14 protein-coding genes are annotated in these 24054 nt (G+C 67.1%); 5 read left to right on the top strand and 9 right to left on the bottom strand.

Annotation, left to right across the window (positions count from 1 at the left end):
• Positions 1 to 100: 100 nt before the first annotated feature.
• The 8 genes from IEX32_RS06180 to hmuQ form a co-directional block, all read right to left on the bottom strand.
• Positions 101 to 2077, bottom strand: a complete 1977-nt coding sequence (locus tag IEX32_RS06180) for a heme-binding protein (RefSeq protein WP_188769567.1) — start codon at positions 2075 to 2077, stop codon at positions 101 to 103.
• Complete coding sequence (locus tag IEX32_RS06175) at positions 2077 to 3456, bottom strand: multiheme c-type cytochrome (protein WP_373285421.1); 1380 nt, start codon at positions 3454 to 3456, stop codon at positions 2077 to 2079. Before IEX32_RS06175 ends, IEX32_RS06180 begins: the two co-directional genes overlap by 1 nt.
• Positions 3453 to 8846, bottom strand: a complete 5394-nt coding sequence (locus tag IEX32_RS06170) for a beta strand repeat-containing protein (protein ID WP_188769565.1) — start codon at positions 8844 to 8846, stop codon at positions 3453 to 3455. The genes IEX32_RS06175 and IEX32_RS06170 overlap by 4 nt, the downstream gene beginning before the upstream one ends.
• Positions 8843 to 10672, bottom strand: a complete 1830-nt coding sequence (locus IEX32_RS06165) for a ShlB/FhaC/HecB family hemolysin secretion/activation protein (protein ID WP_229736148.1) — start codon at positions 10670 to 10672, stop codon at positions 8843 to 8845. The genes IEX32_RS06170 and IEX32_RS06165 overlap by 4 nt, the downstream gene beginning before the upstream one ends.
• A 70-nt stretch (positions 10673 to 10742) precedes the next feature.
• Complete coding sequence (locus IEX32_RS06160; protein ID WP_188769562.1) at positions 10743 to 11489, bottom strand: hypothetical protein; 747 nt, start codon at positions 11487 to 11489, stop codon at positions 10743 to 10745.
• Positions 11476 to 13503 carry an adenylate/guanylate cyclase domain-containing protein gene (locus tag IEX32_RS06155; RefSeq protein ID WP_188769560.1) on the bottom strand — a complete coding sequence of 676 codons (2028 nt, stop codon included), beginning with the start codon at positions 13501 to 13503 and terminating at the stop codon, positions 11476 to 11478. Before IEX32_RS06155 ends, IEX32_RS06160 begins: the two co-directional genes overlap by 14 nt.
• 13 nt (positions 13504 to 13516) lie before the next feature.
• Complete coding sequence (locus IEX32_RS06150; RefSeq protein WP_188769558.1) at positions 13517 to 16585, bottom strand: CHAT domain-containing protein; 3069 nt, start codon at positions 16583 to 16585, stop codon at positions 13517 to 13519.
• 346 nt (positions 16586 to 16931) lie between these two features.
• On the bottom strand, positions 16932 to 17261 hold the full coding sequence (gene hmuQ, locus IEX32_RS06145) for a heme-degrading protein HmuQ (protein WP_188769556.1): 330 nt from the start codon (positions 17259 to 17261) through the stop codon (positions 16932 to 16934).
• A 101-nt stretch (positions 17262 to 17362) separates the two neighbouring features.
• Here hmuQ and IEX32_RS06140 point away from each other — a divergent pair, with 101 nt between their 5' ends.
• The gene (locus IEX32_RS06140; protein WP_188769779.1) at positions 17363 to 19009 is read left to right on the top strand and encodes an NAD(P)/FAD-dependent oxidoreductase; all 1647 of its coding nucleotides are present in this window, start codon (positions 17363 to 17365) and stop codon (positions 19007 to 19009) included.
• Here IEX32_RS06140 and msrA read toward each other — a convergent pair.
• Positions 18975 to 19649, bottom strand: a complete 675-nt coding sequence (gene msrA / locus IEX32_RS06135; RefSeq protein ID WP_188769554.1) for a peptide-methionine (S)-S-oxide reductase MsrA — start codon at positions 19647 to 19649, stop codon at positions 18975 to 18977. The genes IEX32_RS06140 and msrA overlap by 35 nt on opposite strands.
• A gap of 227 nt (positions 19650 to 19876) precedes the next feature.
• On the opposite strand from msrA, the gene IEX32_RS06130 reads away from it, so the two are divergent.
• The 4 genes from IEX32_RS06130 (at position 19877) to IEX32_RS06115 (ending at position 24047) form a co-directional block, all read left to right on the top strand.
• Entirely contained in the window at positions 19877 to 20071 is a 195-nt protein-coding gene (locus IEX32_RS06130; RefSeq protein ID WP_188769552.1) for a hypothetical protein, read from the top strand.
• A gap of 213 nt (positions 20072 to 20284) precedes the next feature.
• Complete coding sequence (locus IEX32_RS06125; protein ID WP_188769550.1) at positions 20285 to 21322, top strand: hypothetical protein; 1038 nt, start codon at positions 20285 to 20287, stop codon at positions 21320 to 21322.
• A 363-nt stretch (positions 21323 to 21685) separates the two neighbouring features.
• Entirely contained in the window at positions 21686 to 22840 is a 1155-nt protein-coding gene (locus IEX32_RS06120) for a glycosyltransferase family 4 protein (protein WP_188769548.1), read from the top strand.
• A gap of 1 nt (position 22841) precedes the next feature.
• Entirely contained in the window at positions 22842 to 24047 is a 1206-nt protein-coding gene (locus IEX32_RS06115; RefSeq protein ID WP_373285420.1) for a glycosyltransferase, read from the top strand.
• Positions 24048 to 24054: the final 7 nt, after the last annotated feature.

Here is a 24054-nt window from a genome sequence, read left to right as displayed (position 1 = left end):
ACTTCCGATCGTGTCGAGCGAAGTCGAGACACCCGGCGCCGTGCAGACGTGCCTCGACTTCGCTCGACACGAACGGGCAGGGGGATGATTCAAGTTCATCCTAGAGTCCCTCGCAGACGTTCTGCTGATTGGTGTCGAGGAACGGCGCGAAGGGGCACTGGACGTAGCGCAGCCGCACCGGCCGGCCGCTGACGTTGACCACGATCTGGTCGGCGCGGATCGCCGCCGGTGCATTGCCCAGCGATCCGAGGCGCACGCCGGCATTGTGTGTGCCGAGGAAGCTTATCATGTCGTCCTGATCGATGCCGTCGCCCGAGACGCCGATGCCGCCGACGAGCGTACTGCCGCGATAGACCGGGACCGAGCCGGGGAAGATCTGGATGCCGTTCTGCAACCGGTTCTGCCCCGCGGCGACTTCGGGCAGGAAGGTGCAGCGCTGCGGCGTGTCGGTCGCGCTGGCACCGGTCACATATTGCAGGTGCTGGGCGAGGTTGGTCAGCACCAGCGCGGATTGCAGGCCGGTGGAGAACGGGCTCCACTGCGCGATGGGGCGCGAGAGCGGGCCGTTCGCGGTGCCGACCTCGCCGTCCGGGAAATAGGGGCGCGAGAGGTTCCCGCCCGAACGGTCGGCGAAGGCGTGCGTGCCGGTCAGCGCGTTCGCGTCGCTGAGGAAGCTGCGGACCTTGCCGACGAAGCCCTGCACGTCGCTGCCGGGATCGGCGAGCAGTTCCGCGCCGGCGAACGCACCGGAGAAGAACGTCGCCGTACGCGCCTTCTGCAGCGAGACGTCGGTGCCGAAGATCGGCGCGTCGGCCGAGCGGACGATGCCGAGAACCTGTCCGCGCGTGTCGACCAGCGAGATCGTCACTTGCGCCCGGCTGTCGAGTGGCTGGCGGATCTGCGCGCGGGCGCGGGTCATCACCTTGAAGGCTTCCTCCAGCAGCGCGCGCGCTTCGTCGGCGGTGAGCGGCTGGGCAATATCCGCGCCGTCGGTCCCGGCGCGGATCGGGAAGCGGTTGGCGCCGCTGCCGTCGGTGAGGACGAAGGCGTCGCGGTCGGAGAACTCGGCGGCGGTGGAGGCGCGCAGCCCCGAGGCTTCGGAGCCGTAGGCGGTGCCGGCACGCAGGGCGGCGGTCTCGAAATAGCCCTTGACCGCGACGAGGCTGCCGAGGGCAGGGGCGGTCTGCGCATAAGTCGCGCCGGCGACGTCGAACAGGCTGCCGTAAGCGGTGTCGGAATAGCGAAGCTGCGTGCCGTCGACATGGATGCGATTGGCGCGGATCGCTTCGGGCGCTTCGAAGCCGATAGTGGCGGCAAGCGCGATCCGCTCATCGAAATCGGTATCGGTATCGAGCACGTTGCCGTCGAGGCCATAGACCCCGTCCGCACTCACACCCACGCCGCCGACGACCACGCCGTTCACGTAGAGCGGAAAACCGCCCGGATCGGCCGAAAGGCCGAGCGGCGAGCGCTTCGGCCCGATCAGCGCATCGGCGCCGGCCGCCTTGAAACGCGCGGCGAGGTCGGAGCAGGGAAGCTGGCTGAACTGCACGCCGAACAACGGTCCGCTTTCGAGGCCGACGGTGCTGGGGCCGGGCGGAAAGTGCTCCTGAACGATCATGCTGGCGGTGCGGCTGGAAAAGGCGTTGCCCGCGCTGGAGAGATAGGCCCCGGTCAAGGCCTTGGCGATCGCCGCTGCCTCGGCGGGGACGGAGAGGCCCTGGATGTCGATGTTGTCGCCATTGGGCGCGCCGGGGATCGTGGCACTGGCGGGAGAGCCGGTCATGCGGAAGACGGCGAGCACGTTGCCGACGCGGTCGACCACCGCGATCACCGCCGGATGCCCGGACTGGCTGGCCTGCGCGGCCGCCTGGGCGACGATCTTGCCCACTTGTGTGCTGTTCAGTGCCGTTTGTGCAGGGGCTGTGTAGTCTTCAAGCGGGGTGCCGCCACCCGAGGACCCGCCCCCCGAACCGCCGCCTCCCGACGAACTTCCACCGCCGCCTGACGAACCGCCATCATCGCCGCCGCAGGCCGCAACCAGCAGAGCCGCTGCGATCGTTGCAAGGTACCGCATCAACGCAGTGCCTCGATAGAACGCGCCGCGCCTCCCAGCGCGGAGCGGAACGTGGCGGGATCGAACGTCTCGGGAGCGGAGACGGCACCATAGGCGCGGTTGATCTGCGCGCGGATGCCCGCCGCCGCGCCGACCGTGACGCGGCCCTCGCGCACCAGCGCATTCAGCAGCGTGTCCACCGCCATGACCGCCTGCGCCGAGCCCGTGTAGTCGGTCAGGCGGGGGGTGATCGCCTTGCTCGAAATCGCGGCGATGACCTGAAAGGCCGTGTCGCTGGAATAGTGCCTGCTCGCCAGCGCGTCGGAGAGGATCCCCGCTGCGGATGACAGCGCCTTTGCGGCCTCCACGGCCTGCGGCCGGCCCTGCGCCATGGCGGCGTGGAAGGCCCTGGCGGCGGTGTCATATCGCGCCGCCTGTCCGGGAGCGAGCGCGCCGGCCACGGCGGAGAGCATGATCATGTTCTCGTCGTTGTAGGGCGGATTGCCGAAGGGGATCGGGCGGCCGGGATTGGCCTCGAACCTACGCTTCGCCGCCGGGTTGTCCGTGATCTGGCGGTGGCAGGAATGGCAGTCGTAGAAGTAGAACTGCGGGAAGATCCCCTCGGTCGCGAGCGAGGCGTTGGTGAAGAGCCGGGCCGAGCGCTTCACCGCCTCGGCCTGCCCCACGGCCCAGAGCTGGACGCTGTCGAGCCGGCCCTTGCGCTTCACGTAGTCGCCGTCGATGTCGTAGTGCGCCTGCAGCGAGGAGAACAGGTCCAGCTCGAACGAGACGCGCGGATGACCGGCCGCCATCATCGCGTGGGTGACGAACTGCCCCGGCTTGTCTGAGCCGAAGTGGCAGTCGAGGCAGACGGAGGCGCGGACCTGCGGCTTTTCAAGCGGGATCATGCCCGCCGCGACATTGGAAGCATGGGTCGCGGGCATGGCATAGTGGCTGGAGAGCCAACCGGAGGCCGCGCCATGGCAGGATTCGCAGCCAACACCGTCCGAGGCGAGATAGCGTCCGCCGCGCGAGGCACCGGGCGCATTGGTCGCATGGCAGCCGAGGCATGCCGAAGCCGAGGCGGCATTGCCGAGCCCCAGCGCCGAGGCGATCCGCCTCCCGCGCGGCGCGGAGAGCACGGCCGCTGCCCGGCTGTGCGCGCCGGTCTTGCTCGAAGGTTCCTGCCAGATGCGCAGTTCGTCCTGGCGCACGACCTTGCCGTCACCCTCGCTGCGGCCATGGCAGGTCGAGCCGGCGCAACTGGCGACGCCTTCGTAACTGCCGGCGATGGCGGTGTTCGACCATACGAAGAGGGCCGCGACAAGAATTGCCGCGAGCGCCGCGAAGACGATCGCGGCTCCGCGCCGCCTGGTCCCTGTACCCCCCGCATGGATCACTTGGTCTGCCCCTCCGCGCAGTCCTCCTCGCCCGGAGAACAGCCGCCATCCCAAAGATCTTCGTTACCTACGCCTGTAACCGGCTCGTCAACAAGCGGCAATGTCGGGTCGCGCTCCAGTTCAAGCAACTGCGTGTCGATCTGGATTACGGGGGCGGAGAGCAGGCCGCCGCCGATATTGCCGGGAGACACCGGGCTTTCGATATCCGCCTTCGTGCGAACGAGATCGTCGGGGCCGTGACCCGTCTGGGGCAAATCGCAGCGCAGGCCGATGATGCACCCGTTGACGGTGGAAAGCGCATCGAATGATCCGCCCCCGGCAGCGACCGCGCCGTTGATGAAGATCGTGGAAACCGTGTCGAGCCCGGTGACGGCATTGCCGCTCGCATCGACCGTCATGCCGTTGATGACGATGCGTGTGTCCGCCGCGCCGGTGGTGATCGCAAGCGAATCCGCCGTGAAGCCGCGCCGGTCGGCATATTCGGTCGAGGCACCGATGTTCTGGATATAGATCCCTTCGACCACATTGGCCTCGATCGACCCGGCGAGCAGGCTGCCCTGAGCCGGACCCGTTCCGGGCCCGTCCATCAGCGCGTTCACCTCGTCCATGCTCATCGCCGGGTCGAGCTGCGCGATGGCGTCGGAAGTCGCCGCGACGAAACGGTCCGCGTTTACGCGCAGCCGGCCAAGGCGGTTGCCGCTGGCATCGCTCATGGCGATCGACCCGGCATCGGTCACGACTTCGACGCTCGCCGCCGCGAGGTCGAGCGTGTCGAGCGGGTCAGACGTGGTGAGGGCCACATCGCCGTTCACGGAAATTCGCCCGCCGGTCGTCAGGGACAGGGTCCCGCCGCTGCCGATGGCCTGTCCCGTCCCGAAGGACAGGCTCAGGTTGCCCAGTTCCACCTCGCCCGCACCGGTGTTGGGCTGGACCGCGAAGGCAATTTCCTGATCGGCGAAGACCTGCTGGAGTTCACCGCCGTCGAGGCTGTAGCCGCCGGTGGTGGCGGTTCCGCCGACGTAGCTGACATTGCCGCCGTTGCTGTTGGTGAAGCCGATGGTGGCGGTTGTCCCGCGCTGGCCGATCTGGCCGGCCGAACCGATTGCGACATCCTGCGATGTGGCCGCGATCTGGCTGCCGCTGGCCAGCGCATCGACGGTGATCGTCTGCCCGGCAGTGATGTCGAGCAGCCCCGCCGCGATGGTGTCGCCGTTGACAGCCACGCTGCCTCCCGCGTCGAGCGTTGCCCCGCCGCTGGATGCAAGGCCGCCGTTCACCGCGATGTCCTGCCCGGCGGTAGCCGTGATGCCCGCGCCGCTGACGGCATCGTTCATGGTCACCGACCCGCTGGTGCTCGCCAGCGTCACCGCGCCGGTGGCATCGACGGTGGCGACTGTCAGGCCGTCGCTCACGTCGATCGTGAGGTCGCCGCTCGTCGCATCGGCGTCGGCGAAGGTCAGGCCGCCGCTGGAGCCGATCGAGACCGAGAGACCCGAGACCGTCACCGGCCCGGTAGAAAGCAGATCGGCTATCGCCACGGCGCCATTCGCGGCGAACAGGCCGGTGGTGCCGCCCGAGTCCAGACTGCCGAGATCGATACCCGTGGCGCCGCTGATGAGCATGTTGCCGCCACTGGAGAGCAACCCGGTCCCTGTCACTTGCCCGGCTGTGGAGGTGACCGCGAGCGCGCCGCCGGTGTCGAGGCTGCCGCTTCCCACGATGTCGAATACCGCATTGCCGGTGACGGCGATCGTCGTGTCGCCGTCGACCGAGAGTGCGGCATTCGCGGTGCGCAGGCTGAGGCCTTCGCCTCCGGTCGGCGCGGCGTCGCCCACCGCGCTGACATCGAGCGAGCCGGTGACAGTGAGCGTGCCGCTCGGGTCCGCCGTGTCGCTGCCGATCTTGAGGAATCCGGCGGTCGTCGGCGGCGCGGTGCCGACGGGGTTGGCGCCGCCGGTGGCGTCCGCGTCGAGCGTGACATCGCCGATGACCTGCAAGGTGCCGCCCGCCAGTTCGAGGCCGCCGCTGCCGCCGCTGGCAAGCCCCTGAACCAGCGAATCGACGCTGTTGTCACCGCCCGTCGCGGAGACGTCGAGCAGCAGGTTGCCGGTGATCGTCATGCCGCCCGTCCCGGACAGGCCTGCCGATGCACTTCCGCCGAAGCCATTGCCGCCGAGCGCCCCGCTGGCCGTGCCGGCTCCGCCAAGGCCGTCGGCAAGCACCGATACGGCGTCGTTCAGGGCTATGGTGCCACCGTTCTCCGAGATCAGCAGGGCAAGGCCGCCGGTGCCGTCTCCCGCCACGCCGCCGACCCCGGCAGCGCCGGCGAGTCCTCGCGCGCGGACCAGCGTGGTTCCCGCAACGGTCACATCGCCCCCGCCTCCCAAAAGACGCGCTTCGCCGCCCGTGGCGTTGCCGCTGCTGCCGCTTTCGGCCGGATCGACACCGGTGCTCTCGCCATTGGCCGAGATCGTCAGGCCGGCGCCGTTGACGAACAGCGCGCCGCCCGAGGCGTCGATCGCGGCAAGGCCGCCGACGCCATCGCCGCCTGTGGCGCCGCCCTTGATCGTGCCGCCGATGCCATCGGCCAGCACGTCGAGCGTGGCGCCAAGCGTCATGGTCCCGCCACTCACCGCGACCAGCGCGGTGCCGCCGGTGCCATTCCCGAGCGAGTCCGCGCCGCCGATGGTATCAGATGGCCCGCCGATGCCCTGAGCCTTGACGACCATGGCTTCGGCAACGTCGATGGTGCCGCTGTCTATCAGGAGACTGGCGGAGCCGCCCTGCGCGGGGCTGGCAAGACCGTCCACAACCGTGCGGAAGTCGGGACCGATCTGGGTCTCGTAGGCGCCCGTGGCGCTGGCAACGATGTTGAGGCCGGGTACCGATGGCACGCTCACGCCGAGCGCGCTGTCGACGATCAGGCTGCTGTTATTGCCGACCGCGACTTGCGCGGTGCCGCCGGTTGCCGACCCGGCATCGACCAGCGCGCCCATACTCACCGCAAAGGCCTCGACGGAAAGGCTCGGCACCGCGACCGAGCCGTTGTCCATCGCAAGCGCGGCGTTGCCGCCGAACATGTCGGGCGTGAAGTCGGGGTCGCTGCCCAGCCCTTCAATGTTGAAGCTGGCGTTGGCGGTTATGAACACGTCGCCGCCAGCGGTCAGCGAGCCGCCCGTGCCAACGTCCACGACGGCATTGCCGGCGCGGCCGAAGCTTCCGGCATCGCCGTTCACCGCAACCCAGGCGTCGGCGTGAAGTTCGAGGAAGTTGGCGATGCCCAGATCGACCCCTTCCACGTCCAGTCTGGCTCCGTTTGCCAGGTCCGCCGTGGCGGAACCGGAAGCGCCGCCGCCGAAGCTCTCGCCGCCAAAGGCGCTGGCGTCGACGTAGAGGCTGTCCCAGTTCTGCGCGTTGCCGCGAAGGAGGACATGGGCGGTGCCGCCAAAGCCGTCTCCCGCGTCGCCATCCGAGCTTGCGCCGCTGCCGATCGAACTGATGGAAACATTGGTAAAATCCAGAATGCCGCCGTCGTCGGTCAGCGTGTTGCCGCCACCGGTGCCGTCGCCGCCAAGCGCATCGGAGCTGCCGCCGAAACCGCCCGTCGAGGCGGAATAGCTGGTGCTGCTGCCGATCGTACCGCCCGTGCCCACGGCCGTGTCGATCTGGCCGCCGGTGCCGTTGCCGCCCTGATTGAGGCCGAAACCGCCGTTGCCTGACGCGTCGAGGTTGGCAAAGGGCATCACGATCGTGCCGTTGTTCGACGCTGTGAGCTGTATCGAGCCGCCGTTGCCATCTCCGCCGACGTCTCCGTCCCCGCCGGTACCCACTGCGGTTGCCGTAAGGCCCGCTATGGCGAGGTCGCCGGCGCTGGCGATGCTGATGCTGCCCCCGGTGCCGACGCCCCCGGTGCCGACGCTGTTGCTCCGGCCAAAGCCGCTGGCGTCGATCTGAAGCTCGTTGGCGTCTATCGAGCCGCCGAGCAGGTTGATCGCGATCGTACCGCCGATTCCATCGGGAGAGAGCGCCGCCGTGGCGCTTCCATCGCCGATCGCGCGCAGGCGCAAGTGACCGGCCAGGGAGAGCGCGCCGCCGTCGACGGTGATGGCGATGGTTCCGCCTTGCTCGGCATAGCCGGCGCTGACGTCCAGCGAGTAGCCGGTGCCGAAGGGCAGGTCCGCGGGCACACCGGCCGTATCGTTGGCCACGATCTGCGCGCCGCTCACGGCGTTGAGTTCGACGCGATTGATGGCATCGAGCGTGGCGAAGCGTTCGAACGAGGTGGTGCTAGTCGGCGCCACGGTGATCGTGTCGGTGGCCGTCGCCGTGGTCAGTGATGTGAACTGCGCATCGCCGATGGCGATGCTGGCTGTGGCGGTGAGGGGATCGCCTGCATCGAAGCCGATGCCGTGGCCGGCGGACAGCACGACGGCGCTGCCATCGTCGGTAGCCAGCGCGGCGGCGTCATAGCCGATGCCGCCATTCAGCAGCATGGTGAGGCCGTCGTTCTTGCCCATCGCGACCATGTAGATCGTCTTCACGTCGGCAGCGCCGGTCGAGGCTGAACCGCCGGTCGTGCCGGTATGGACCACGCCGTTGCCGTCCGTCGTCCCGGTGGTGACATTGATGTCGAACAGGCCGGCGTTGATCGTGATGTCGGCCACTTCGGCGGCGACATAGGCGATGGACCCGTCCGAGCGCACCGTACCCGCCTGCTCGATGCGCGGCGCCACGAGCGCGACATAGGCCGGATTGCCGGGCACCTGCGGGTTGAGCACCGCGTTGATCTGGGCGCCGCTCTGTATGGTCACGGGGGCAAGCGATCCCGCCGCACCGTTGAAGCGGATCTCGCCCGAAGAACCGTAGAGCCCGCCGGTCGTGTCGATCGGGTTGGTGGTCAGCACCAGCCCGCCGACGTTGAACCGTGCCGTCGATCCCAGGATCACGCCGTTGGGCGAATAGAACCAGATATTGCCGCCGGTCGCGCCGAACAGGGTGCTGTTGACCGTGCCGTCGAACTGGATCGTCGCGTTGGTCGCAGCGCCGTTGACGTCGACCGGAACGATGCGGTTCAGCACCGTGTAGTCGGTGCCGACGCTGCTCGATTCGGCGAACGTCGCCGTCGTGCCGGAGGGCTGGAACACGACGTTCCCGGTGCCGCTGGAATCGAGCGTCGTCCAGTCGATCACCACCTCGTTGGTGAGGACGAAGACATCGGTCGTACCGGCCCCGTCGATGATCGACGCGGAGCCCGTGGTGACATTCCCGGTCCCCTGGAACGACTGGGCGGCGGCCGGCTGGGTGGCGGCAACCGCGAGCATCAGCGCGGAGAGGCTGGCGCCGGAAAGAGCGGCCTTGCGCCCGCGTGCGGGAATGGGAGTCTTGGTCATGACGGATCCCGCGGCCAGAACCGCGCCCTTATTGTGAAGAGAACGCGGACATCGCCGCGCTGTTGCTGAAAGCCGACGCGTTTCAATGGAACGGCAAGCGAGAGGTTGGCATCCAGCCTCTTGTTCCAGCGCGCTCGCAGGCCGCCGCCGGCGGTATAGGCGCTTTGCGGATCGTCGGTCAGTCCGCCGTCGCGGCGCCAGGCCCATGCCGCGTCAAAGAAGGCGTAGGGCTGGACGGCCAGCGCCTTGTCGACGGCGCGTGAGAGGTTGCCGTAGCGCAGCTCGAACGACGAACCCACGCCGCTGTCGCCCAGCAGCACGCCGGGATCGAGGCCGCGTCCCACGGTGTAGTTGCCGACGCTGAACTGTTCGTAGGACAGCAGCGTGTCCGGCGACCACTGCACGCGCGGCGCGGCCGCCAGCGTCACTTTCGGCGTGGGCCGGAATTCCGCGCTCGCCTCGGCGCGAAGGACGAAGCCGCCGGGATCGGCGAGCAGGTTGCTGATCGGCACGTTGGGCGCGAGGCAATCGGTGACCGGTGAGCAGTCGTTGCTGGCACCGAGCCCGTCGAGTCCCTGCCTCGCCTCGACCTGCATCCCCAGCCGCCAGCGCGGTTCGCCGGTGGTGAAGCCGCCACGGCCGATCAGGCTGTCAGCGTCGATCGTGTCGACGGCGAGGCGGGCATAGAGGACGCGGAGGCGGTCGCGCGTGAAAGTCGCTCCCGCGAAATCAACGTCCTGATCGACAATCTCAAGGCCGCCGGCAGCGCGGAGCGAAAGATCGCGTTTGCGCACCAGCGGATAGCTGACGCCGATGTCGGCCGCGATCGTCTCGCTTTCGAAGGGGAGAGGACCGGAAGGTTCGCTGCGGCCCCACAGCAGGCTGCCGCCGAGGCGCAGCCCGCTCGCGCCCAGCGCGAAGTCGTGGCTGGCCTGAAGCACGGTCTGCTCCTCGACATCGAAGGTGTTGTAGAGGCTGAGCGTGGTGCGGTCGGCAAGGCCGGTCACGCCATTGAATGTCGCCTGGACGAATGCGCCCTCGCGCCCCGTGGCCTTCGCGCCGAGGTTCTGGATGCCGCCGACGAGTTCGAAGGGTTCGCGCCGCACGAGAACATCGCCCACGACTTCGCCGGGCGCGCCCTTGGCCGGCTTGAGCGTCAGCCGGACCTGATAGCCCGGCATGTCGCCGAGCAGGAGCAACTGCCGCTCGGCGACGCGGGTGTTGAACCAGGGCTGTTCGGTCAGGCGCGAGAGGTGTGCCGCGATGGCTTTCTCGTTGGCGCCGACATCGCCGCGCACCTGCACCTCGACGAGGCGGGCGACGAGCACGTCCATCTGCACGTCGCCGCCCTTTTCGATGCGCTGCGGCGGGATCTGCACTGCGGCGAGGTAGCCCATCTCGCGCAGGGCCGTCGCAGCGCGGTCGCGCACGTCGCACAGGGCCGCAACGGGCAGATCCTGCCCCGCCATGTCCCGCCACGTATCGTCGAGCACGGAAGGATCGACCGCTTCGAGGCGGGCGAACTCGACGCGCGAGAAATTGACGCGGGTCTGGGCGAAGGCGGGATCGGCGAGCGGGCAGGGGCCGCGCTCGATCTGGTCGTCGATCTCCACGCGGGGGCGCGGCGCGGGCAGACGGTCGAGCACGCGGCCGGGGCGGAGTTCCTCACGGGTCTGGGGCGGCGGCGTGGAAGGGGCGGATTGCGCCCGCGCGCCCAGCGGGAACGCGGCCGCCGCGATGGCGGGCGCGAGCAGGAGCGCGCGCGTCCGGGGTCTGCTTCGCAGGACCCTGTTCCCTATCCCATCCGCAGTCGAACTTACCCTCATTCTTATTCCCCCACGCCGGACTTCCCTTGTCCGGCACTGAACCTGTCTTGTGGCGCGCTGGCCGGCGCGATCAGCTTTCCGGCAGGACCAGCGACTGCGCCAGCAGCGCGACCTGTCCTTCGCAGCCCTTCGCCAGAAGCACCTCGGCAAGGTCTTCCGGCGCGTAGTCCTGTTCGGGGAGCAGCGCGAAGCTGACGGTCACTGCCGGTGCGGCGGAGCCCTGCGAAATCGTGAAGGATGACCCGTCCGTGACCGGCGTGCCGTCATGCCATGGCGCGACCATCGAACCGCTCTCGAAAGTGAGTGTGGTCGCGGGGCCGCCCGCCGCGGGCTTTACGCTGTAGGTCGCATCGCCTTCGACACCCGGACGCCAGGCGCGCACTTCGGCTGGTTCGATGACGCAAACCGGGCCGGGGCTCGTCACGTCGACGTACCAGAGGTTCGGCCGCAGCGGCTTGCCCTCGGGTCCGCCGGCGCGCACCGCTCCGGTGCGTACTCGGCTGGCGCTGCGCTGGGTGGTGAGCGCGGCGAAAGTCGAGACGCGGCTCGGTCCGCGCGGAGAGCCTACGGTGAAAGTTCCGGCGCCGCGCAGCACGCGGGTGCCGCGCTTGTCGAGGATGGTCACGCTGTCCGAGGCCTTGAGCGTGATCCTGGCATCGTCGGACAGCTTCTTGCCCGGCGGATAGTCCTTTGCCGAAGGGCCGCTGGAAGCGACGACGATGCCGGCCATGGCGCTGGCCGGCAGCGCCATCAGCGCGAGAGTGGCGAGGCCGCCGAAAGCGGCCCGAGCGAAGCGGTGGCTCTTACGCGAGGACATAAGCCCGGTTCCCTTCGAGTTTGCGGGTTCGTTCGAGAAGATTGCGCAGCGCCGCGTCGTCCGGATGGGCGGCGGCGATGGCTTCGATCTGGTTGGCGGCGGCAGCGGGGTCGGTGTCGATCAGCGCGACGGCGGCGCTCAGCGCCTCGCGGTCGGCGGCGGGGAAATCGGGCGCTGGCTCGAACACGTCGACCGGCTTGGCACGGCCCCTCAGAACCACCCGGCCCAGGGGGCGCCACCAGTCCAGCCCCGAACGCTCGGCGAATTCGCGGCTGGCGATTACCGATGTGCCCAGGGCCTTGTTGGCGGATTCGAGGCGGGCGGCCGTGTTCATCGCATCTCCCAGCGCAGTATACTGTATACGCCGCTCTCCGCCAAAGTTGCCGACCACCGCCTCGCCGAAATGCTGGCCGACGCGGGTGCGGCCGATCGGCGGCAGCGCGGGGTCGATGTTTCGGCGGAATTCCTCGCCGGCCTGCCACATGGCATAGGCGGCCCTGGCGGCCTTCTCGGCATCGTCGGGCCGCGCGATCGGCGCGCCCCAGAAGGCGACCACGGCATCCCCTACATACTTGTCGACGATCCCGCCATGTTCGAGGACGACCGAGCTGAGCTTGTCGAGGTATTCGTTGAGCAGCCTCGCGACGACTTCCGGTTCGAGCTGGTGCGAAAGCTGGGTGAAGCCTTCGAGATCGCTGAACAGGATATAGAGTTCGCGCTTGCTGCCCGAGAGCGTGAGGCGCTCCGGGTTGTCGATGATTTCCTGCGCGATGTCGCGCGGCAGGTATTTGCCGAGCGCGTCCTGCGCGAAGCGGCGCTCCACCGTGCCCGAGGCGCGCACCGCGCTGGAAACGGCGATGAAGGCGAGGATCCAGCCCGCGATCCAGCCGAAGGCGGGCGTGCCGTACGTCTCCACGCCCGCGTGTTCGAGATAGAACGGCAGGCCGACGATGACCGCGAGTTGTGCGACGAAAAGGGGGACGATCTTCCAGGTTCGCGCGTCGAGCAGGGCCGTCAGCGCGGCGGCGACGATGACGAGCAGCGCCACCGACCAGCGCTGCCAGGCCGCGACCGGCGTTTTCGGCGCGCCGTCGAGCATCTGCGCGATGGTCGCCGCGTGGACCTCGATCCCGGGGACAGTGGTGCCGATGTAGCTGGTCAGGCTGGTGGTGACCTGATCGGTGTCGACAATCTGTCCGCCGATGAGCACGTAGCGGCCGCGAACCTGCGCGGCGAATGCGGCGGCCATTCCCGGATCTTCGAGCGCGGCGAAAAGGTCGATCGGGATCGAGGAGAAGACCGGCGCATCGCTGTTCGAGAGGCGGTAGCGGATCGATCCGGTGTAGTCGGGGAAAGCCTCGTCCTCGCCGTTGCCCCCTGATGCTACCATAGCCTGCCCCAGGAGCGGCGGCAGGCCCGGCACTATCGAGGGCCAGACTCGGGTGGCACCCTGGTAGTTGCTGAGGCGGATGCTCGCTGGCCGGGCATTGCTTCCTTCGAGCCGGGCCAGGAAGCTCTTCAGATACTGCTGCTGCTCGTAGTTGATGTCGTTTTCGTTCGTTGCGTGGTCTGCATAGGCGACGAAAGTCGGCGTCTTCATCGCGCGCAGGGCTTCGATGAGATCGGCGTCCTCGTCCTGCGGCTGGTCGAACAGGATGTCGATGCCGATGGCCTTCGCGCCCATGCCGTCGAGTGTGCGCAGGGTGGACGCGAGCAGGCCCCGGTCGAGCGGGGAGCGCTTCTTCACGTTGATCAGCGTCTGGTCGGTATAGGCGATGATCTGGATGCGCGGATCCTGCTCGACCTGCGGCGCCATGACGAAGCTGCGCAGGTCGTAGAGCGAATCCTCGGCATCGCCGACGACCGGAATGTTCCAGCTGAAGCGGGCGAGGATGAGGGCGAGGATCAGGAGCAGGGCGGTCGCCGCCATCTGGCGCTTGCTGGCGGCGCGCACCTTGCGCCAGCCCTGGCGGATCAGGGCCGGCCGTGCCGTCATGTCCGAAGCGCTTGCCATGGCCGTGTCGCGATCACTGCGCGGGAACGGGCCGGGTAGCGTCACCGATCACGGCGAAGCCCGCCCAGTAATAGGGGTGCGAGGTCAGCGGATCGTCCATCAGCCGGCGCTGCGAAGTGCGCAGGGCCTCGCCGATCGAAACGCCTCTGGCCTTGTAGAAGCCATTGAACAGCCGCTCGGTCGCGTCGAAATCGTCGGGCGCGGGCCAGTGGCTTGCGATGACCTGCCGCCCGCCCGCCGCGATGAAGGCGCGCACCAGCCCGTCGAGCGCCTGCCCGCCGCCGGTGGCAAGCCCGGCCTCGCGGGTTGCTTCCAGACCGGCTCCCGCGGCCGTGTCGCAAGCCGAGAGGATCACGAGGTCCGCGTCGAGCTGCAGGTCGAATATCTCGCCGAAGGACAGCAGCCCGTCCGACCGGGCATCGCCGAACGAGGTCAGCAGCGCCGGGCGCACCGGGCAGCCGACGCGCGGCGCGGTGACGAGGCCGTGCGTGGCGAAGTGGACGATGCGGAAGGCGCCGAGGTCAGGCCGGGCCATGATCGCCTCGTCGGTGAAGGCGGCCCCGGTCATCAGGTCGGCCCCGCCGCCGGCCAGCAGGCTTGCCGCTTCGTTCAGTTCCCTGGGCGAGATCGGCTGGTTCCAGGTCGAGAGCGGCCAGACGCAGTCGGCGTCAATCGCGACCTCTTCGCCGGAACGGATGCCGGGCCGGGAACCGACTGGCCCGAGCGGCACGTTGTTGCCAAGCCCGAGGTAATCGCGCGGCGCTGCCGAAGCCGGGGCTGCCCGCGCGTCGCGGAAGCTGGCGGCGGAGAGTGCGGTGCTCACCGCGCGGTCGCGGCCTAGCCAGTCGATGCCGGTGAAGTCGTACTCGTCCCCTCCGGCCTCGACCCGCGCGTGATAGGCGGCAACGCCTTCGCGGTCGCCCGTCAGCAGGTTGAGGGGCAGTTTGAGCATCGCTCCCGCCGGCTCGAAGATCAGGTGCGAAAGCGAGGCCACATCGGTGCGAGCCGGGCCGAGCAGCGCTTCGTCCAGCGCGAGCGCGGTGTCGACGTCGAAGGGATAGGTGGACTGGACCCCGTTGATCGTAAGCGAGATGGAATCGCGAAGGGTATCGACCGCGTCGGCCGTCTCCTGCGCGCTCAGTGCCACCTTCCAACCCCGCGTTTCGGTGGGCGAAATGAACACGGCGTAGAGCGATCCGGCGACTTGCGCGAGCTTCAGGTATCCTTCGCCGGAGCGCAGGGAGGACCGCAACTCAGGAAGAGAGGCGGTGCGGTGGGCGACCGCGCGGTAGCTCGGATAAGCGGCCAGGGCGTCCATCGCGGCGACTTGCGCGTCGGCAAGCTGGTCGCGGCGCGCCCGCAGCGCATCGATGCGGGGATCGTTCTCTCCGGCTTCGCTGGCGGCGGTCAGCCGCGCGATCTCGATGCGGGTGCGTTCAAGCTCGCGAGAAATCCCGAGCGAACGGCGATACAGCGCGGCGGCCTCGCCCGATCCGCCTTCGAGCTGGCGCGAAAGCTGGGTGAGCGTCTCGGCGGCGCCAGTCTGCTGGAGGAGCTGGCTCACCCGGAACAGCTCGCCGACGGTGGCCTCGTCCCGCGATCCCTCTCCCGCGAGCATGTCGAAGTAGGGCCGCATGAGGTTTTCCATGCCGACCAGCGCGCCCCGGTTGCGCATGACATCGTCCACGACGGCGCGGTAGATCGCCATCGCCTCGGCGCCTTGGCCCCGGCGGGAGAGGAAACCGGCCAGACGCGCACTCACGACGTTGACCGATGCGCTGTCCGGATACGTGGTCCGGACGAGTTCGAGCGCGCCGCGAAGGTTGCTTTCCGCCTCTCCGTAACGGCCCTGTGCCTCGTAGCCGAGGGCGAGTTCGGTCATGATCTGCGCGCGCAGGCGGGCAATCGAAAGGATGCGGCCGTCCTGCACCTTCATGGCGTCGTCGTAGGCCCGGGCAAGGGCCTGCCGCGCCTCGTCGGGCTTGTCCTGCAGGCGCAGCGCCGTGCCCCGCAATTGCAGGGCCTGGGCGTCAATGATGGCGGCGCGGTCCTGCGGGGAGAGGCGGGTTGGCTGGCCGAGCAGGGCGGTCAGGCTGGTCCCCGCCGCGGCGTTGAGGCCGGCCGCGGTCTGCCGGTCGATGCTGACGCCCGCGTCGGTGCTGTCGGACGGTAAGAAGGGCGCAACGTCGCGGCCCAGGATGTCCAGCGCCTCTGCGAGTTCGCCCCGGTTGATCGCGTCGATCGCGGCATAATTGCGCGCGAGTCGTGACTGGACCGGATCGCGCAGTCCCATGTCCCTCGCTTCGGCGAAATTGCGCTCGGCCTGAGCGAAGGCGCCGAGATTGGAAAGCTGCAGTGCCCTGTTGACCAGCGCCTCGTGGATCTGGGTCTCGCGGGAAAAGCCGCCGTCCTGCGCCGTATCGGCGAGAATAGCGGGAGCGGCGGCGAAGAACTCCGCCGCTTCGGCAAAGGAGCCGGCGCTGTTGCCCCGGTATCCCTGACCCAGCAGCAGGCCCGGATCGCTGTTCGCGGCGCGCGCGCGAACCAGGCTGAGCGTATCGCCCGAGCCCAGATTGGCGATCGAAATCGGCCCGTCGACGACCCGGTCCGCTACCAGCGACCGAACCGTCAGGCGCAGGGCGTCGTCATAGGCGGCGAGCCCCTCCACCGCCACGTCGCCGCGATCGGTGCGGCGCATGTAGACGCGCCAGGGAAGACCTGACTTCACGCCGGTGCAGGCCATTCCCTCATCCGCGAAGGCGGCATTCGCCTCAGGGCAATCGAGCGCCTCTTCGCGCGCGGCGGCTATACGCTGGACCGCATCGGCAGGGTCGCGCAAGGCGTAGGCCGTTCCGACCGGGCGCGCGACGTCGGTGCAGAGAATGACCCACTTGCGGTCGAACATGGACCGCCGCTCATCGCCCATGGACGTGCCCTGCACTTCACAGGCGGGGCCGGAATTGCCAATCGGAAAGCTTTCCTCAACCGAGGGACGAAGCTCTGCAGGGGCTGCAGTGGCCAGACGGGATCCTGCCAGGACGGCGAGAGTGGCGACCGCCATCATCGACCGAAACTTGCGCATCGTTCATCCCCCCACTTTTTCAGCAATCGCGCGGCAGACATGTGCTGTCAACGTGCTCTGCTTGGCGACTTCCCCTTCGCGAGGATCTCCAGACACTAAGCGGAGGGCATTGTAAACCCCAATGCCGTCTTTGTTGAAGGCCTGTGTTTTGTGATATTTATCACTAATTCTTCGTCTCGTAAGGTTACAAGCCCAAGAAAACCGGGGCCGCGCGCGCGAAATATAAGTTAAGCATTATATTATAATGCCATTGCGTAGCCGGAGCCCGCTCGAGCGCTCCAAGGTGGGGTGTGTCGGTCGCCGACTCGTCTTGGATGATCTTGCAGTGGTCCGATCATCGTCTCATTCAGCTCGCTGATCCCTGGGCATCGACAGTCTGGACCGCCACGAAGCCTTCGAATCTGGGCGGCCCGATATAGCGCGGTCTGGCCGAGCCCGCCCCGGCATGCGCCTTGCGGAAGGCTTCCGACCGCGTCCAGGCCTCGAAGTCGCCTTGTGAATGCCACACGGTGTGCGTCGCGTAGAGCGTGTGATCCTCGGCCGCCGGTCCGCGAAGCAGATGGAATTCTACGAATCCCGGCACTTCGTGGAGGAAGCTCTCGCGGTTCTTCCACATCGCTTCAAAGCCTTCTTCCTCACCCTTGATGACCTGAAAGCGATTCATCGCGATGAACATGGCTGACGACTCCCTTGGGTCTGTTCCCGCGATTGTCGGGCATCGCGGCGCGCATCGCAAGACCATGGCGCGGCGGCGGCAAGGTGTATATGGGCGCGGCAATGCTTCGTCTGTCCGATCTTGCCCTTCCCCTCGACCACGGTCCCGCCGATCTCGAGCAGGCCGTCATCGCGCGCCTTGGCGTCGAGCCGGGGGATATCGAGCGCCTCGCGGTGGTCCGCCGGGGTAACGACGCGCGGCGCAAGACGGCGATCAAGCTGGTCTATTCGCTCGACGTCCAGCTCCGGAACGAAGCCGAGGTGCTGGCGCGTTTCGCTGAGGACCAGCATGTCCGGCCGACCCCGGATACCTCCTACAGGTTCGTCGCCCGCGCGCCCGAAGACTACGCGGGGCTGCGTCCCGTCGTCATCGGGGCCGGACCCTGCGGCCTGCTCGCCGCTCTGGTGCTGGCGCAGATGGGGTTCCGGCCGATCATCATCGAGCGCGGCAAGGCCGTTCGCGAACGGACCAAGGATACCTGGGGCCTGTGGCGCCGCTCGGTGCTGGACCCGGAAAGCAATGTGCAGTTCGGAGAGGGCGGGGCGGGCACATTCTCCGACGGCAAGCTCTACAGCCGCATCAAGGATCCGCGTCATCTGGGGCGCAAGGTGCTGACCGAATTCGTCAAGGCGGGGGCGCCGGAGGACATCCTGACCGAAGCGCATCCGCACATCGGCACGTTTCGGCTCGTCACAATGGTCATGTCCATCCGCGAGACGATCGAGAAGCTGGGCGGCGAATACCGTTTCCAGACTCGCGTCGAGGACTTCGAGATCGAGCAGGAGGCCGGCGGCGGGCGTCGCCTCACGGGCCTGCACCTCTCGACAGGCGAGTTCCTGCCCGCGAGCCACGTCATCATGGCCGTCGGCCATTCGGCGCGCGATACCTTTCAGGTTCTGTACGACCGGGGTGTCCACGTCGAGGCCAAGCCCTTCGCACTGGGCGTGCGCATCGAGCATCCGCAAAGCTGGATCGATAATGCGCGCTATGGCCCGAATGCCGGAAACAGCATCCTCGGCCCGGCGGCCTATTCGATCTCGCACAAGTGCGCGAACGGGCGCGTGGTTTATTCGTTCTGCATGTGTCCGGGCGGGCGCGTCGTGGCGGCGACCAGCGAGGAGGGGCGCGTCGTCACCAACGGCATGAGCCAGTATTCGCGCGCGGAGTTCAACGCCAATTCCGGACTTGTCGTCGATATCACGCCCGAACGCGACTATCCCGGCCATCCGCTAGCCGGCATCGCGTTCCAGAGAAAGTTCGAGGAACTGGCCTTCAAGGCGGGCGGCGCGAACTACAAGGCGCCGGGCCAGAAACTCGGCGATTTCCTCGCCGGGCGCGCTTCGAGCGAATTCGGCGCGGTGATCCCCAGCTATCAGCCGGGCGTGCACCTGACCGATTTGCGCGAGTGCCTGCCCGATTTCGTGATCGACGCCATCCGCGAGGCGCTGCCCGTTTTCGGCCGACAGGTTCCCGGCTACGACCATTCCGACGTGGTCATGACCGGCGTGGAGACGCGCACCTCCTCGCCGGTGCGCATCACGCGCGGGCGCGATTTCCAGAGTCTCAACACATGCGGCCTTTATCCCGCCGGCGAAGGCGCGGGCTATGCGGGCGGCATCCTCAGCGCCGCCGTCGATGGCATCCGCGTGGCCGAGGCGCTGGCGCTGGAACTGGTCAGTTGCGATAGAGTCCCGGATATTCCTTCCTGAATGCCGCCAGCTTGGGCATGTCCCACCGCACGATGTACGGATGATCCGGGTTCTTGCGCATGAAGTCCTGATGATAGGCCTCGGCGGGATAGAACCTTCCGCTTTCCAGCGTGGTGACAATCGGCCGGGTGAATGCGCCGGTCCTGGTCAGCTTGGCGATATAGGTCTGGGCCACAGCACGCTGCGCGGCATTTTGCGGGAAAATGGCCGAGCGATAGCTGGGGCCGACATCGGGCGTCTGGCGGTTGAGTTGCGTGGGATCGTGCGCGACAGAGAAATAGATCTGCAGAAGCCGGCCATAGCTGATCCGCGCCGGATCGTAGACGATGCGCACTGCCTCCGCATGCCTGGTGCGTCCGGAAGAAACGTCCGCATAGTTCGCGGTGGCCCTTGTGCCCCCGGCATAGCCGGACGTGACCGACTTCACGCCCCGGACATGTTCGAATAGCCTCTCAATTCCCCAGAAGCATCCGCCGGCGAGCACGGCAACCTGATCGCCTTCTGGCGCGACTTTTTCCGCAGGCGGCGGCGGGATGCTGCCGGCCGCGGAACTGGATCCGGCGGGAACCACCAGCGCCGAGGCGAGCGCGCCGGCACCGATGATGGCCAGCAATGTTATGGAATAGGGGCGAATGGCCATGGCGGCCTCCCGGGCTTCTTTCAGGCTGCGCGACCATTCTAAAGCATGATCCCGCAAGCGGGAAGCCGGGGAAAAACCCCATTTTTGTGTGACTTGTGGCTTTCCCCCTATTTTGCACACGCTTAGCGGCGTGTTAAGATTGTGTAGATATGGGTGCATTAGCATCCGAGGGGGCATGCTGACCGGCAGCTTGGGTGTGGGGTCCACGGGATGCGGAGTTGGATGCGATGAGGAAGAGCAGCGAAGTCGCGGAACTTCCCAATGTCAATGCGATAGAGAAAGTGGCCGGAGAGGCTGTGCATCTGGCAGGATCCGCGCTCCTGACGGCGGGCGTCGCGGCCGCGCTGGTCGTGGTTGCCATCCCGGCCTCGATTGGCGTGGGAATCGCGGCGGCACTGAAGTCTCGCAAAAAGCGCGGCTAGCGCGCCGGCGTTCCGCGCCGAGGCGCTCCACTGGCCGCATGTCAGGCCCGTCTCGTCAAAATTAACCATTATCTACCAAAAGGTTGGCTTGATTGCCGCGCGCACCGCCGGCAACTTCGAGCGGCATTGGAGGCGCCACCGGTGCAGTAATGTTGAAGGCCGGAAAACCTGTCGCAGTGCTTCCAGAAGCATCCCTCGCCTCGGAGCAACGCCATGCCACCGGATATCACCCGCAGAGTTTTCGTCGCCACGGGCCTGGCGGCGCTGCTGGCTCCCCGTGCCGCAGGTGGCCAGGCTGCTACGATCATCGACGGGAAGACCTTTCAGGGCACCCGTTCGAGCCTCGGCACCAAGGGCGAGGGCGGCGAAGGCCTGCGCGTCCGGTCGAACACGATCATCCGGAACTGCAGCTTCCTCGATCTTGGAAACGGGGCGGTGCGGGTGAATGTGCCCGTCGACGATCTGGTCATAGAGGACTGCGAGGCGCGCAATCTCTATCGCTTTCTGGAGGACACGAGCTCCAACAACACCGATCCGGCACGATTGACCAACTTCGCGGTCCGGCGCGTCACGGCGCACGAGGTCGACAAAAGCATGACGCGCATCCGCTATGATTCGCACAATGGTGTGATCGAGGACGTCACGGCCTACGGCAGTGCGCAGGGCGATCTCTATTGTGTCGGTTTCCAATTGGATGACCAGGCCTACGACATCACGTATTCGCGCGTGGCGGCGCACGGCTTTCGGGAATCGTCCAGGCCGGCGGACAGGTACTGGAACGGGGACGGGTTCTCCGACGAACGCGGCAATCGCAAAATCCGCTATCTTTCCTGCGTGGCGAGCGAGTGCAGCGACGGCGGTTTCGATCTCAAGTCGGAGAATGTCTATCTCGAGGACTGCGCGGCGCGGCTGAACAAGCGCAATTTCCGTCTCTGGAGCAGCGGCGAACTGCACCGGTGCATAAGCGAGAATCCCAGACACTATGGAGGGACGGGCGAGGCGGCGCACTTCTCCTTTCATGGGGCCGTCGACCGATATGTGCTCGACCGGCCCGTGGTTCGCGCGGAGGCGGGCAATTCGGCGCCCGTCTTCCTTATCGCTACGGACACGCCCCTGCATCTGGAAATCCGCGATGCCGCCATCGACACGCCCGACGCGGCGCTCTTCAAGGTCACGGGGGCGGAACCGGTCATCACCTGGGCTCCCGACCGCAGCCAGCAACCTGTCCGAGTCTTGCGCGAGCGAGCGTGAGGGAACGCGGATTGCCCCTTCGGGCGGATACCCGATACCACCAAGGGATGATCCGCGAAGGGCCCGGAACCGGGGAGCAAGACACGGCATACGATATGTTGAGCCGAAAACCCGACGAGGGGAATGTTGCGGCGCACAATCGGCGTTCAAGTCCCGTCTGCACCGCGCTATCATCCTGCCAACACGTGACGTCAGCTCAGTATCGGGCCATTCGATATTGAGGCACTATTGGTCTGAGCATGGAAGAATCTCCGGTGATAACCGGAATCTTTCAATCGCTGTGGTGTGCCGTAACGCCTGTCATCTTATTGATCCGCTCAAGGTTGAGCAGTGGCATCGTAATGTTAGAGGTATCGGCCGAGCATGAAGATATTTGTCACCGGTCTTCGAGGCATTCCTCGGGTGATGGGCGGGGTCGAGAGTCATTGCGAGGAAATCCTGCCCCGCATCAAGCGGGACAACCCGAACCTCCAGATTTCCGTGCTCTGCCGCGCGCCCTATGTCGAAAGCGGTGATCGCAGCTATCGCGGCATTTCCCTCATCTCCCTGCCGTCTCCGCGTTCGCAATCGCTCGAGGCCATCGTCGCGACTTTCATCGCCACGCTTTACGCCTGGATACGCGGCACCGACGTTCTGCACATCCATGGCATCGGGCCGGCGTTGCTGACACCCCTGGCGCGAGTGCTTGGCCTGAAGGTGGTCGTAACCCACCACGGGGCCGACTATGAACGTGCCAAATGGGGGCTGATGGCAAAGCTCATTCTCCGCATAGGCGAGAGGTCGGGACTGATCTGGGCGCATCGCGTGATTGCGATCTCGCCTTCGCTTGCCGCGCATCTGAAGCAGATATTCCCGTCTCAGGCACACAAGGTCACCTACATTCCGAACGGGGCGCCGCAACTGCCATCGAGCGGCGTGGACGCCGCCGAAACGCTTGCGCAACTGGGGCTGAGGCCGAAGGGCTACGTGCTGGCGGTCGCGCGGCTTGTGCCTGAAAAGGGGCTGCATGACCTCATTCGCGCCTTTCGGGCAAGCGCTCCGGCGGATGGCTCCGTGCTGGCCATCGCCGGCGATGCCGATCACGATTCCGATTATGTTCGCGAACTGCGGTCCCATGCCAGCGACCGGGTCCTGTTTCTCAGCTTCCAGCCGCGCCCGGTCCTGAAATGCCTTTACGAGAACTGCTCGGTATTCGTGATGCCCTCTTACCATGAAGGACTGCCCATCGCCGCGCTGGAGGCTGCCTCCTGCGCGGCGCCCATGCTGCTCAGCGACATTGCCGCCAACCGCGACGTCGGGCTGAGCGAGGACTGCTATTTTCCGGTTGGCGATACCGATCGCCTGGCCTGCCTACTGGCAGAGGGGCATCAGGCGCGCACAGCCGACGCGCATCTGGTGAAGCGGCGCTTTGACTGGGAAACGTCAGCCCGCAGCACCGCAACGCTCTATCATTCCCTGGCATCGTCGCCCGACACCGCGAGGCACCTTGGCCGCTCGACTTCACGTTCGCTCAAATAAAATGATGCCGGGTTCGCACCGAAGGAAACGAGCGGTCTTCATCATCAATTCGCTTGCCGGGGGCGGAGCGGAACGGATCATGACGACCCTGCTGCGGGCTTCCGGCCCGTGGCGTGACCGGTATGACATTTCGCTTGTCCTGCTCGACCGGGAACGCGGTGCCTATCCGGTGCCGGACTGGGTGGACGTCATCGAGTTCGACAGCCGCCACAGGCTTCTTCCCGGCGTCCTGGCGCTTCGCCGCCTGCTTGCCGAATTGCGTCCCGAAGTCACGCTCAGCTTCCTGACACGGGCCAATGTCAGCAATATCGCCGCGACCTGGGGAACACAGACCACCTGCATCATCAGCGAACGGGTCAACAGTTCGGCCCATTTCGGGGGACGCATGCGCGCGCTGGCAAGCAAGCTGCTGCTTCGCCTCAGCTATCCGCGAGCGGATCACGTTATCGCGGTTTCGGACGGCGTGGCGCAGGATCTGGTGCGGAATTTCGCCGTGCGAAGCAACCGGATATCGATCATACCCAATCCCGTGGATCACGCCCTGATCGAGACCCTTGGCGCCAAACCGATGGTCCCGCCCGTCGAGGGGGAATTCGTTGCCGCGACCGGCAGGCTCGTCCCCAACAAGAACTTCGCGATGCTGATCGAGGCCTTCGCCCAGTCCGGATTGCCCGGTTCGCTGGTCATTCTGGGCGAGGGGCCGGAACGGCGCAGGCTGGAAGCGCAGATCGCCCGGTTCGGACTGCAAGGGCGCGTCCGCCTTCCCGGGTTCGTGGATAATCCCTTTGCGATACTCAAGCGCGCGACGCTCTTCGCGCTCCCCTCGAACGCGGAAGGCTTTCCGAACGGGCTGGTGGAGGCGATGGCGTGCGGGCTGCCGGTCGTCGCTACGAATTGTGCCTCCGGCCCGTCCGAGATACTGCTCGACCGCGCGCGCGAGGCGGTGCAGGGGCTTGTCCCCTGCGCGGCCGGGGCCGTCGTGCCGACCAACGATCCGCACGCTTTCGCAGAGGCGCTGCGCCTTGTCCATGATCCGGCGATGCGCGCGCTCAGGGGCGCGGCGGCATCGGCGATCACCCGCAAGTTTGATATCGTGCCGACGACGGGCCGCTATTGGGAAACCATCGAAAAGATTGTCACCGCCTCGCGGCGACCGCCGTTCTCCGCGCATGGAAGCGGGATCGCAACATCGGGTCAGGTCTCGTGACGGACGG

Source organism: Novosphingobium endophyticum, from assembly GCF_014640675.1.
Classification (GTDB): domain Bacteria; phylum Pseudomonadota; class Alphaproteobacteria; order Sphingomonadales; family Sphingomonadaceae; genus Novosphingobium; species Novosphingobium endophyticum.
The sequence above is the reverse complement of the archived record's forward strand: the minus strand, read 5'-3'. Positions and strand labels throughout refer to the sequence as shown.